12 protein-coding genes are annotated in these 12,663 nt (G+C 66.3%); 7 read left to right on the plus strand and 5 right to left on the minus strand.

Annotated elements, in window-relative coordinates:
* Positions 1-145: 145 nt before the first annotated feature.
* On the minus strand, positions 146-568 hold the full coding sequence (locus tag ACIBL3_RS46745; protein ID WP_396360531.1) for an ankyrin repeat domain-containing protein: 423 nt from the start codon (positions 566-568) through the stop codon (positions 146-148).
* Positions 569-810: 242 nt separating this feature from the next.
* Between ACIBL3_RS46745 and ACIBL3_RS46750 the strand changes: the two genes are divergently transcribed.
* Positions 811-2,130, plus strand: coding sequence for an IS110 family transposase (locus tag ACIBL3_RS46750; RefSeq protein ID WP_396360532.1), 1,320 nt, complete (start codon positions 811-813; stop codon positions 2,128-2,130).
* Positions 2,131-2,168: 38 nt separating this feature from the next.
* On the opposite strand, the gene ACIBL3_RS46755 is transcribed toward ACIBL3_RS46750, so the two are convergent.
* A complete protein-coding gene (locus ACIBL3_RS46755; protein WP_396360533.1) occupies positions 2,169-2,420 on the minus strand; it encodes a hypothetical protein in 252 nt (83 codons plus the stop codon).
* Between the two features lie 68 nt (positions 2,421-2,488).
* On the opposite strand from ACIBL3_RS46755, the gene ACIBL3_RS46760 reads away from it, so the two are divergent.
* Positions 2,489-2,641 (plus strand): hypothetical protein, encoded by a 153-nt coding sequence (locus ACIBL3_RS46760; protein ID WP_396360534.1) that lies wholly within the window; start codon positions 2,489-2,491, stop codon positions 2,639-2,641.
* Positions 2,642-3,084: 443 nt separating this feature from the next.
* On the opposite strand, the gene ACIBL3_RS46765 is transcribed toward ACIBL3_RS46760, so the two are convergent.
* Complete coding sequence (locus ACIBL3_RS46765) at positions 3,085-3,330, minus strand: hypothetical protein (RefSeq protein ID WP_396360535.1); 246 nt, start codon at positions 3,328-3,330, stop codon at positions 3,085-3,087.
* A gap of 118 nt (positions 3,331-3,448) precedes the next feature.
* Here ACIBL3_RS46765 and ACIBL3_RS46770 point away from each other — a divergent pair, with 118 nt between their 5' ends.
* Positions 3,449-3,796, plus strand: a complete 348-nt coding sequence (locus tag ACIBL3_RS46770; RefSeq protein WP_396360536.1) for a DUF2750 domain-containing protein — start codon at positions 3,449-3,451, stop codon at positions 3,794-3,796.
* Positions 3,797-3,939: 143 nt separating this feature from the next.
* Complete coding sequence (locus ACIBL3_RS46775) at positions 3,940-4,248, plus strand: hypothetical protein (protein WP_355689398.1); 309 nt, start codon at positions 3,940-3,942, stop codon at positions 4,246-4,248.
* A 203-nt stretch (positions 4,249-4,451) separates the two neighbouring features.
* Here the strand turns inward: ACIBL3_RS46775 and ACIBL3_RS46780 are convergent, their stop codons facing one another.
* Positions 4,452-4,823, minus strand: coding sequence for a hypothetical protein (locus ACIBL3_RS46780; protein ID WP_396360537.1), 372 nt, complete (start codon positions 4,821-4,823; stop codon positions 4,452-4,454).
* Positions 4,824-5,275: 452 nt separating this feature from the next.
* Positions 5,276-5,641: a hypothetical protein gene (locus ACIBL3_RS46785; protein WP_396360538.1), complete on the minus strand. Its 366-nt coding sequence runs from the start codon at positions 5,639-5,641 to the stop codon at positions 5,276-5,278.
* Positions 5,642-5,840: 199 nt separating this feature from the next.
* On the opposite strand from ACIBL3_RS46785, the gene ACIBL3_RS46790 reads away from it, so the two are divergent.
* The 3 genes from ACIBL3_RS46790 to ACIBL3_RS46800 all read left to right on the plus strand — a co-directional run.
* Positions 5,841-8,912, plus strand: coding sequence for a Tn3 family transposase (locus ACIBL3_RS46790; protein WP_396360539.1), 3,072 nt, complete (start codon positions 5,841-5,843; stop codon positions 8,910-8,912).
* Between the two features lie 384 nt (positions 8,913-9,296).
* A complete protein-coding gene (locus ACIBL3_RS46795; protein WP_396360541.1) occupies positions 9,297-10,865 on the plus strand; it encodes a DNRLRE domain-containing protein in 1,569 nt (522 codons plus the stop codon).
* A 43-nt stretch (positions 10,866-10,908) separates the two neighbouring features.
* Positions 10,909-12,663: DNRLRE domain-containing protein (locus ACIBL3_RS46800; protein ID WP_396360542.1), on the plus strand; the 1,755-nt coding region annotated here is incomplete at its 3' end.

Raw genomic sequence — 12,663 nt, forward strand, 5'->3', positions numbered from 1 at the left:
TTCGAGAACGGCAAACTCGTCGAACGACCCGACGAATCAGGAGGTGATCAACAAGCTGCGTGACACGCCAATCCACAGGTCTTGACTATTCCTCCAGTCGCCTCCGCGCTCGATGATGCTCGCCACACACACCATATGCGGCATTTCAGTGCGTTTCGGGGAACAGCGCGGCGATCTCCTCAGCGCCCATTCTCTTGGCCAGGTCACGCGGAGTTGCTCCGGCTTCGTTGACGATGTCCGGATCGGCGCCAGCCTTGAGGAGCGCTTTCACTGTCGCGTCCCGCCCACGCGAGTTGAACATCGCACGCCACAAGGGCGTGTTCCCGAACCGATCTCGCGGGTCGACTGGCGCTCCAGCTTCCAGGAGCATCCTGACCGCCTCGGGCTGCGACTGCTGCGCAGCGAAGTGCAGAGCCGTGAAGCCCTGCCTGTCGGCCAGCCCGATGTCGTCCCCGGCGGCCAGGCGGTCCCGGACGCCTGGAATGTCGCCTTCAAGTGCCCGGTAGTGGAGTTCCTGACGACCCTCGCGATCCATGCCGACAGTCTGCCCGATCACACGATCGCTCATCGCATCAGCGCGGATCGCGGCTACTTGTTGACTTGTTCTACGGCGGCGGCCTGGCCAGGCTGTTGTCGAGGTGCTCGGCGGGACGCTCTCATATCAGCGGCTGCCCACCCGAGGGTGTGGCTCTCATCTGGCGTGCGGCCCGCCGGGTGCCGTTGGTGAGGCGTGGCTCGAGAGGGGATTGCCCGTGGCTCGAAGTAGCTTTGCCCGTCCTCGCCGAGGTGGCTCTGGCAGGAGGTCGCAGGATGAGCGGAGTGATTGTGGGTGTGGACCCGCACAAGGACAGCGTGACGATCGAGGCCGTCGACGGGCATGGTCAGGTGTTGGCGAGGGGGCGGTTCGGCACTGATACGGCCGGCTACCGGTTGATGAGCGGGTATGTGCATGGGCAGTGGCCGCATCACGTGTGGGCGGTTGAGGGCGCACACGGGGTGGGGCGTCCGCTCGCACAGCGGTTGCTCGCCCAGGGCGAGACCGTGCTGGACGTGCCGGCCAAACTCGCCGCACGCGTGCGGGTCTTCGACACCGGCAACGCCCGCAAGACCGACGCCACCGATGCGCATGCGGTGGCGATGGTCGCGCTACGCACGCCGCGGCTGACCCGGCTGGCCTATGACGAGGAGCTGATCGCACTGCGGCTGCTGACCGACCGGCGTGACGAGCTGTCGCATCTGCGGGTGCAGACGGTGAACCGGCTGCACCGGCTGCTGACCGAGCTGATCCCCGGTGGCGCCAACAAGCGGGACCTGTCCGCGCTGCAGGCCAGGCAGCTCCTGGCGACGGTGAAGCCCAGAACCCTGGTGGGTAAGACAATTCGACGCATGGCCGCCGAGGAGATCGCGGACCTGGTCGTCGTCGACGCCAAGCTCAAAGCCATCAAGAAAGAACTCAAGACCGCAGTCACCGACCGAGGCTCGCACCTGATGGACCTGTTCGGTGTCGGCCCGGCCGGCGCGGCACGGATCCTCTGCGACGTCGGTGACGTGGCCCGGTTCTGCGACCGCAACCACTTCGCCTCCTGGACCGGCACCGCACCCCTGGACGCCTCCAGCGGCGAGCAGATCCGCCACCGGCTGTCCCGGGCCGGGAACCGGCGGATGAACCACGTCATCCACATCGCCGCGATCGTGCAGATCCGCCACGACACCGAAGGCCGGGCCTACTACCGCCGCAAGCTCGCCGACGCCAAGACCCCGATGGAAGCGTTGCGCTGTTTGAAACGACGCCTCTCCGACGCTGTCTATCGCCAGCTCGTCGCAGACGCGCACGCCCGCGGAACCGTCGAGCAAGAGGCGGATCCGGGTGGGCACTCGGGGGCGACTCCACAATCCAGCGCGGCCGACCTACACACCCCGGTCATCGGCTCTTCGGACAAGCCACAGCCCGGACCCGCACCTCGACGCTACCCCGATCGCGGCCCCCACTCGACCCCACGCGGGGCCTTCGACAGCCAACCCGCCACGACGACGCGCCGGAGCCGTCAAGATGGAGCGCCCCACGGACGAACGACCTTGACGGCGACAAGCGCCGGCGGACACTCCACGGCGAAGAGACCGCGCTCTTGACACAGAGGGGAGCCAGATCCGTGCTTCACGGACAGAGGCTACTCCCAGCCATGTTCGGCGTACGTGCGACGGTCCCACTCCTGGTCGGTCGTGCACGTGCCCCAGCCCATGTGCTCGTAGTACAGGGTCATCGCCTCGAGGTGGCTGTCGGCCTCCACGGTCCATGTCAGCCGAGCGGACGCCGAAAGCAGTGCGCGGGCCGCATCCCCTCGCGGACCGGCAAGGCAGAACGTCAACGACGGTCCGTATCCGTCATCGTCGTCAGGGTCCTCCCATAGCTCGTGAAGCACCTACGAACGATATATCGAGCCGTGCACCGTCGTCAGCAGTAGCGCACAGGGGGTCGACCGGCGGCATCATGCCGGTGGTCAGCGAACGGAAGCGCCGCGAAGCGGCATACAGAGATTCCGTTGCCGCCGTGCTGGCGTACATCTATGACGAAGACGCCGACCTCTACAACTTGCTGGACGAGGCTGCCAAGACAGACGCATTCGCAACCTCATACGCCTGACCTTCCTCGCAGCCAAGACTGTTGAGGAACTGGCCGCCAAAACTGGCGAAACGCCGCCGGAGATCCTCGAACGCATCATCCGGCAGACGCGCTACTGACACACGACCATCAGCAGTTCCGCGACTTTCCTATCGGCGGCAGATCCGGAAGCGCGCTAGAGTCCTCGCTCGTGAACGTGCCGGACGACCCTTGGTCTGTGGCCGACCGCTTCCTGTTCGACGGACGAATCCGGACGCGCTCAAGCACCTGCGAGAGGTACGCGGTCTCTCGCTACGGGACGCGATCGTTGCAGTAGATGAGCGCGTGACGTTCCTGAAGGCGAACAGGGCGGAGCGCTTCACCGTCCCGCTTGAGTCATATGGTCAGGGTTTCTACTCCTGACGGCGGTGGTTAACTCGGCGCCAGCGGTTGCCCGGACGGCGGCATGACCGGTCGCCTCGCGGTCACTCGGACGCCCGCCTGCGTGCCTTGGACTCGCGGTGCCTCAGCCGCCGGCGAAGTTGGCCCTTGAACCTTCGCTGTGCCGTCTCAGTCTCCACGAACTGCGGGTCGTTGGCGCTCTCGAAGTAGTCGTTCTCGGCTGTGTCGCGCCCTTGGTCAGAATCCACGAGGCGCGCCAACTCATCACGGAGCGGCGGTCCGCTCGGCAGCCGATCTGCCCAGCCGGACTTGGGCGACTTGGAGTTCACCGGCCCATTGTGGCGCATGACATCGGAATTGGGATGGTTACCGCTCATCAGCGGTTCCGGACGTCACTCTTCGCGGCAGATGAGTGCGTGTCGCACGGGCTGCTGCGAACATTGGCTCGTGAGCACCAGCGCAGCGCAGGCGGTGGCCTTCTTTCGCGAGGCCAGAACGAATCAACGCGTCTGGGGTATTCGCGATCAGGACGGCTTCCCTGCGCCGCTGAACCGGGACGGCCTCAGAGCGATGCCGTTTTGGTCGATGAAGTCGCGGGCCGAGAACGTCATCGCGACTGTGCCCGCCTACTCGACCATGGAGCCCGTCGAGATCGCTCTGTCTGAATTCCGGGAGCGTTGGCTCCCAGGACTTAAGGACGACGGGCTGCACGTCGGAGTGAACTGGTCTGGTGGCGCCGCGACCGGTTACGACATGGCGCCCAGCGAGGTCGAAGCACGCTTGGCGACGCCCTGAGTGCGGCAATTCCGGACCTTCGCCGGTAGCCGGATCTCTCGTGGGAACTCGTGGATGCGGACGCCTGGGGTAGGAGAATGGCAGGCGTGAACCAGTGGCAGCTGCCCCTTGGCGGGCTTGATCAGGCCCGTTCCCTCCACCGCATGCTCATGGAGCGCAAGTTCGACGGCCCGGCCGACGAGTTCTTCGGCAGTCCGCACATCGCGGCCATCCAACACAGCCTCGCCGACATGCTCGCCGCCGCTGAACCCCACAAGGACTGGAACTTGTGGCGTCGAGCCGAGCACCAACCCCACCGCGTGGAGCAGATCCGGGACCACCTCCGGCAGTCAGGGAGTTGGTGGCCAACCATGCAGCCCGAGACCCGCCGCCAGTACGTCCAGGACCTCCTCGCGCCGCTGATCCCCAGCGACGAGCTGCTCGACGAACTCGTCAACATCACCAACTCGTAGGGTCGTCGTCGTGCCGGCACCCGCGACCCGGAGACGCGGAGCCGCTGACATCTCCGTTGCTCGGCGTCGCGAACTGCTCCCCGAGCTGGCGGGGTCTCGAGAGTGGGTCAAGGTTCGGACCCCGCGTGCGAGGCGCTCTGAACAACGTCCTCAATTCGGCATATCCGCGTATCAGTGTCCGCGGCATGTCCGGCGGTTGGACCTTAGGTGAAGAGGTCCTGCCCCTCCGCGCCAGTCGGATCGGAGGACAAGAGGTCCTCGTGAAGGAACTCCAGGTCTGGGCCGGCGTCGGGCGCTAGCTCGTCAGAGTCGTCGAGGCTGGTCTCGACGATCGTCCATCCCGTCTGGGCATTGTCATTCGCCTCTTCGGCATGCTCGGCGGACAGCAGGAACAGCAATCGGAACGCCGTCTCGTAGGAGGCAGCGGTCATCGCTCGGGCAACGTCGGCTGGAGAAGCGCCCGCCTCGATGGCGCGTCGAGCCGCGGGAATGTTCAAGACGTTGTTTTCGTCGGTGGAACGAATCTCTTTCCAGACGACCTGGAGGAGTCGCTCGCGAACGGCGTCATCGCTCATGCAGGAACCCTAGATGGCCACCGTCCACACGTCCGCCCATCGGCATGACAGTGCGCGGAACGCGGCATGAGAGTGTGTTCCGCTCAGCGGGCTTTCCGAAGCCGACGGGCGTGGTGTCGCAGGGACTGAGGTCGCGAACGCTGGCCTTCCAGGTCGAGCAGAGCACCGTCCAGTCCGTCGGATGGTGCGCCCTGATCTAACCAACTGAGAGCGAGGTCCGCCCAGTAGTCGGAGGTTCCCAGCGCGTAGCGGATCAGCTCTCGTGGGTCGTAGTCGCTGGGAACACTCGCCTTGTACGGCGACTCCAGGTCTACGAGAAACGGAAGCAGTGGGTGCTCAGGCGTGACCACATCGCGCAGTCTCCCATCAACGCGGTCTACCGCACATCGGCATGAGCGCGGTTCACGATCGGCGGCAAAGCAGTGCGTTCCTGGTTCTGCCCAGGGCTTGGCTCAAAGTCGGGGTGGGTGGCGGGCATCCCGGTGAGCCGCTGGTAGGCGCTCCGTGTGCTGCCTACGGCGTATGGTGAGCTCCAGCGGCGCCAGCTGCATGCTGCCGCTGTCGGTCTGTAGCTCGATGACCAGACCCCACTGTCCCGGCGGGACGGCGTACTCCAGGTCGGGAACCATCGAGGCTGTCCCGATCAAGACGGGCACGGGGTGGCTCTGGTGAGGTTCAATCCAGAACTCCACCCGCTTCGCGGTGTGCGGGCCGACGTACCGACCGACGACGCTGCCGGAGCTGTCGGTCACCGCCGATCGCAGGTCGCCGCCAGTGGCCAGCACCTGCGTGTGCGCGGCACGATTCGCAACGAGCACGTCCTCCTTCGTGAACCGGCCCGTCCGGACCGACAACGGAGACAGGAGTCCCACCTCGAGCCCGGCGGATTCAGCAGGCGCTCCGTGGAGCCGGGGTATGACGAGCATCCGAACGGAGAGTCCCGTTAGTAGGCGCACCAGCTAACTATTCGATCTTGTCCTGGCCTGGGTCGCAGGACCTGCCCTACCTTCGGCGTCTATGCCAGTTGAGTTCTTGAGTGATGGCGAGGCGGCCGCGTATGGCCGGTTCTCGGGTGCTCCGTCGCAGGCGGAGCTGGAGCGGTTCTTCTTTCTGGATGATGCGGATCGGGCGCTGATTGCTGAGCGGCGAGGGGCACACGCCCGTCTCGGTTTCGCCCTCCAGTTGACGACGGCGCGGTTCGTGGGGCGTTTCCTGGCCGATCCGCTGGATGTGCCCGATGAGGTGCTGGTGTATCTGGGTGAGCAGCTCGGGATCGTGGAGGTCTCGCAGGTGAAGCGGTACTCCGAGCGGCGCAACACGCCGTTCGAGCACCAGGAGGTGATCCGCGCGGCCTATCAGCTGAGGGAGTTCTCGCAGGCTGAGGCCGAGTTCACGGCCTGGGTGGACTCGCGGGCCTGGAATACCGGCGACGGCAAGAAGACGATCTTCTTCGACGGGGTGACGTGGCTGCGTACCAACAAGGTGCTGCTGCCGGGCGTGACCACCTTGGCGCGCCTGGTCGCTCGTGTGCGGGATGAGGCGACCGACCGGCTCTACGGCACGCTGGATGCGGTGTTGTCGCCGCGTCAGCGGGTGATCCTGGGGTCGTTGCTGGAGGTGCCGGATGGCAGGCGGGCTTCGGATCTGGAGCGCTGGCGCAAGGGTCCGGCGGGGCCGTCGGGCAAGAACCTGGAGAAGGCACTCGAGCGCGCCGCGGAGATCCTCGGCGTCGGTCTGGGGGCGATGCCGCTGCCGCCGGAGGTGCCGCATCGGCGGATGGTGGACCTGGCCCGGTACGGCATGCAGGCTACGGCCTCGACGCTGCGCCGGCATGGCCCGTCGCGTCGGCTTGCGACGCTGCTGGCGACGGTCGTCTACCTGGAGGGCAAGGCGGTCGACGACTGCCTTGAGCTGCTGGACCTGCTGGTCACCACCGAGTTGGTGGGCAAGGCCGAGACCGCGACCAGCAAGGAGCGGGCACGCCAGCATCCCAGGTTGGCCAAGCATTCGGCGACCCTGGCCGCGGCTGTTGAGACGTTGCTGGAGGTGACCGAGTACGGCGAGGAGCTGCGGCTGGATCAGGTGTGGGAGGCGATCGACGCGATCGTGTCGCGTCGGGAGCTGAGGGAGGCGGTCGCCGCGGTGAGTGAGATGGTGCCGCCACCTGGCGCCGAGGCCGACGGGGAGATGCGCGCGTTGCTGGCTTCCCGGATCGCGACAGTGTCGGGGTTCCTGAAGACGTTGACGTCGGTGATCGAGTTCGGCGCCAATGCCGAGGGCGCCCGGGTGCTGGGGGCGATGAAGCAGTTGCCGCGGCTGCTGGACGGCCGCAGGAAGCAGGTCACCGAAGCCGACATCGACCCCGAACTGGTGACCGGGTCGTGGAAGCGGCTGGTGTTCAAGAGCCTGCCGAACGGCAGCAGCGTGGACAAGAACGCCTACACCATGTGCGTGCTCACCCAGTTCCATCGCCATCTCAAGCGCCGCGACGTCTATGCCGAAGCCTCGGCCCGCTGGCGAGACCCGCGCGGCCAGCTGCTCGACGGCGCGCGGTGGGACGCGGCCAAGGGCCCGGCGCTGGTGGACCTGCAGCTGCCGGAGAATCCCGAGCGGTTGCTCGCCGAGCACGCGATGGTGCTCCACCTGGCCCTCAACGATGTCGCGTCCCGGGCCGGGCAGCACGGCCGGGATGGCGTGGACGCGGGTATGGGCGTGACGGTGGATGCGGAAGGACGCCTGCACGTGGCCAAGCTGACCGCGCTGCCGGAGTCGCCGTCCTTGATCGACCTGCGGAAGCGGGTTGCGGCGATGCTGCCGCGTGCCGACTTGCCGGAGCTGTTGCTGGAGGTGATGGGGCGCGTGCCGGCGTTCGAGGCCGCGTTCACGTCGGCCGCTGGTGGGGTGAGCAAGCTCGCCGACTTCCATGTCTCGGTCGCGGCCTGCCTGACCGCTCAGGCGCTGAACATCGGCTACGCCCCGGTGGTCAAGGCCGGGACACCGGCCCTGGAGCGCGGCCGGTTGTCGCATGTGGCGCAGAGCTATCTGTCGGCTGAGACCTACACGCTGGCCAACGGTCCGTTGATTGACGAGCAAGGCCAGATCGGATTCGCGCAGGCGCTCGGCGGCGGTCTGGTCGCCGCGATCGACGGGATGCGGTTCGTGGTGCCGGTGCCCTCGATCTACACCCGCCCCAACAAGAAGTACTTCGGCCGCTCGCGCGGGGTCACCTGGCTGAACATGATCAACGACCGTGGCGTCGGGCTCGGGGCGAAGGTCGTCACCGGCACGGTCCGCGACTCGCTCCACATGATCGACGTGGCGTTCCGGCGGGACGGGGGCCCGCGCCCGGAGATTCTGGTGACCGACACCGGATCCTACAGCGACGTGGTCTTCGGCCTGGTCCACCTGCTGGGCATGCAGTACCGGCCCGCGCTGGCCGACATCCCTGATCAGAAGGGCTGGCGCATCCAGGACGCCGATTACGGCAGCCTGTCCCGCTTCGCGCGCGGGAAGATCGACCTGGACAAGATCACCCGGCACTGGGGCGACATCCTGCGCGTCGTGGTGTCGATCTACACCGGCGAGATCCGCGCCTACGACCTGCTGCGCATGATCCAGCGAGACGGCAACCCGACCCCGCTCGGGGAAGCGATCGCCCATTACGGGCGCATCTTCAAGACGCTGCACATCCTCACCTACGCCGTCGAGGAGCCCTACCGCCGCGACATCAAGGGCGTGCGCAACCTGCAAGAGTCCCGCCACGCCCTGGCCGCGAAGATCTTCCACGGCAAGAAAGGTGAGCTGTACCAGCGCTACTACAAGGGCATGGAAGACCAGCTCGGCGCGCTCGGCCTCGTCATGAACTGCGTCACCTTGTGGAACACCGTCTACATGGACCGGGCCCTCGACCAGCTCAAGGCCGACGGCTACCCGCTGACCGAGGAAGACCTCGCCCGGCTGTCGCCCTTCGTCCGCCAGCACATCAACGTGATCGGCACCTACTCCTTCGCTCTGCCCGATCTCGGCCCCGCCGGCATCCGCCAGCTGCGTAACCCCGACGAACCGGACTGGGACGACGACATCCAGTAGACCGCTACCACACGGATCCGGGGCGTTGGTGGCCCGGCGCCGGGCGCAGATGGTTTAACACAAGCGAACGCCTGTGGCGCTGGCGCGGCGTGTCGTCTGCAGCAACATGCAGTGCGGTTGCAGGCCAGCAATTCGAACGATAGAAAGTCTGTTGTCTATACCGGTGCCGCGGGGGCTGCGCTGGTGCTTCCGCCCCTTCGTCTGCTGGAGTGCCCCATGCGCCGCGCCCGTAGGTTGCTGACGTCTGCCCTGGTTCTGTCTCTTCCGGCATCGCTCGGAGTTCCAGCTGCCGCTCTCGCGCGTCCACAGCAGGTTGCGCAGGCCGCCGTGCCGCAGGCGGCTCGTGCGGTCGCTGGCCCGTTGGCGCCGCCAACGGCCGCACGGGTGGCCAAGACCACGACAGCCGGCTCGACTGCCGGGGCCGGGAAGCCGACGCGTGTGCGGGAGCTGGTGGAGCGGCGTACGGCGTCGTCGACGTCGTATCGCATGAGCGACGGCACGACGCAGGTCGAGTTGTCGACGGAGCCGGTGCACTACAAGGACTCCAAGGGCAAGTTTCAGCCCATCGACACGCGCGTCACCGCTGGTGCCGGCGAGGACTCGTTCGAGAACTCGAAGAACACCTTCCGTACCCGGTTCGGCAAGTCGAGCGACCGCCTGTTGACCTTCGAGTCTGGCGTTGACGGCGGCGAGTCGATCAGTCTCGGTGCGGCGGGTGAGAAGCGGTCGTTGACGCCGTTGGTGAAGGATTCGTCGGTGGCGTTCGCGGACGTGTTCGGTACGGCGGACGTGCGCTACTACATCTCCCGCACGGGCGTGAAGGAGACCGTCGTACTGTCAACTGCCGCCGACGCGGCCGGCGCTGCGGACGGGTACACGTTCGAGCTGCGGACCAGCGGTCTGACGGCGAAGGCGCAGCCGGACGGGTCGATCGGGTTCTTCAAGAAGAACAGTGGTGGCTCGGGGGACGAGCGGTCGAAGTACGTGATCCCGGCACCGAACATGTACGACTCCTCGGCGCAGAACCGGCTCGGGCAGCCGGGCTATTCGGACAAGATCACGCAGACGATCAGTCAGCAGGGTGGCAAGACGCTGCTGACGCTGAAGCCGGACCAGTCCTGGCTGGCGGCGAAGGAACGGGTCTGGCCGATCGTCGTCGACCCGACGATCGTGGTCGTGCCGGATCCGGCGGCAGCGCAGGACACCTCGATCTCCGAGCAGAACTCGGGCACGAACTACGGCAGCATCCCGACGATGCTGGCCGGTGACGACTTGAGCCACAACACCTGGCGGGGCCTGCTCAAGTTCGATCTGTCGATGATCCCGACCACCACAACGATCCGCTCGGCCGATCTCAACGTGCATTACGGTGCGGGTTTCGGCGGGGACTACAAGCTGCCGTTCGCGGCGGTGAAGGTCACGCAGGACTGGTCGGAGTCGACGGCGACGTGGGCGTCGATGAACACGGCCTTCGACGGGACGTATGCGAACAACACGGTGCTGGTGGACGACCAGGACACGTTGTCGACATCGTACGAGGGGACGTGGAAGTACCAGTCCAACGACAGCGCCATCAACAAGTCGTTCTCGTTTGCGCCAACCGAGACGACGCCGGACAAGTTCACGTGGAATGCGCGGGTGCCGAGCGACGGCGACTATCAGGTGCAGGGGTTCTACTTCCAGTCGTCGGTCCGCGGCAAGTTGCCGACGACACTCGTTGGCGCGACCGCCGATGGTCAGGTGACGACGCAGTCCACGACCTGGGATCAGACGGCCGGTGTCGTGGGGGGTGCGCAGTGGTACACGCTGGGCACGATCCATTCGCGTCCGGGCAACACGACGCAGCTGAAGATCACGCGGCAGCAGTCGCCGCAGACGGCGACGATTCCGGTCGCGGATGCGATCCGGTGGAGGAAGTACTCGACGGCGACGAAAGCAGGTCGGCGACCGTGACGGGTGGCATTCGTATGGGTTGGGTTCGTATGTGCAGTCGTGGGTGAGTGACCCGACGCACAACTTCGGGGTGATGCTGAAGGCGGTCGATGAGAATCCGGCGACGGCCCCGGCCGGTGGCCTGTATTACAGCGCGAGCGAGGGCACGTACGGCGGGGAGACCGCGGCGCGGCCGAACCTGGTGATCACCTACGACGAGCCGGGCGTGACGCTGAACCCGCCGTCGACCGTCAACGCCGACGGGGCGGAGCTGACCTGGGGCAAGTACGACGACCCGACGCCGGCCGATGACGACGACCTGGTCGAGTATCAGATCTTCCGGGGGTGCCGCGCGCTGCCGGTCGAGCCTTGCGCGACGCCGGTGGGTGACTACTTCTCGACGACTGCGCCGACCGCGCTCACGTTGGTCGGGACCGTCCCGCCCGAGGTGAGGTCGTTCACCGACAGCGATGCGACGCCGTCGAGTGCGACCGAGCCGGCGACGTACAACTACTGGGTCGTGGCGCGCACGGTCGCCGACGTCAGGAAGGGCGAGAACGGCAGAGCGGCGTCGAACGTGCAGACGGTGACGATGCCGCGTGAGGGCCGGATCCTGCGGTCGTTCAGCGGCGATATCTCCGACACGACGTTGAGCTTCCAGCAGCCGGACGCGAACCTGTCGCGCCCGGACGGCGGCGGTACGCCGAATACGCGGTATTGGGTGCAGGTCGGCAACAACCACCCGACCTACGGTGTCGAGCGTGGGGTGTTCGCGTTCGACACGAGATCGATCAAGCAGGGTACGAAGGTCATCGATGCACGGGTGGAACTGTTCTCGAACTACGGTTCTGGCAGTGGTCGGGCGGACTTCGATCTGTATGCGTTGACCCGGCCGTTCAAGGAGGACTCGGCGACCTGGAACCAGTCCGAGTCGACGATCAATTGGACGACGTCAGGTGGTGACTACGACGCGACCAAGCTGATGGCGTCGGTTCATCCGGACGGGAACGCGCAGCGGCTGACGTTCGCGCCGAACGCCGACGACGAGAACTTCTTGACGAAGGTCCAGTCGTGGGTCGACAACCCCGGCGACAATCACGGTCTGTTGCTGCGCACGCGGGACGAAGCGGCCGGCGCGACCGGGCAGCAGTTGGTCAGCATCACGAACAGCGAGTCGCCGGACAGCCTGTTCCGTCCCCGGTTGTGGATCGAGCACCTGGCCAAGAACGACGCCGAGACCTACCAGGCTGACCAGATTCCCGAGCGGTTCGACCCGAACACGACTGTCAGCACTCCGGTGACGGTCACCAACACGTCCAACAGCCCGTGGCCGGGCGATCTGCTGGTGTCGTACCGGTGGACTGATCCGCGCAGCCAAGTCGACCTGACGACTGAAGGCGAGCGTCTGAGCGTCCCGCTGCAACAGGCTCTGGCGCCGGGCGAGTCGAAGACCGTGACGCTGCCGATGAAGGCGCCGATCAACGCCGACTCGGGGTCGAAGCGGAAGGCGTACGACCTGCATCTGGATCTCAGGAAGCCGGACAAGACCTGGTTCGACGGTGACAACGCGACGTCCCCGCCGGGCAGGCCGTCGCAGGGGTGTGCGATGGAGACGGCCGGCCTGTTGTGTGTGGACCGTTTTGTGGAGGATCCGACGTCGGATCAGTTGGGTCTGGAGAAGTTCTTGTCGTACACCGGTGAGGAGACCGGTGGTGGTTCGCAGTTGCTGACGAACCTGTACAACGGCAACGTCGTGTGGTCGTACGACGCGTTGTCGAACCCGTCGATCGGACCGTCGGCGTTCGTGAGGTTGGCGTAC

The sequence above is a fragment of the Kribbella sp. NPDC050124 genome (assembly GCF_044460355.1).
Lineage (GTDB): Bacteria > Actinomycetota > Actinomycetes > Propionibacteriales > Kribbellaceae > Kribbella.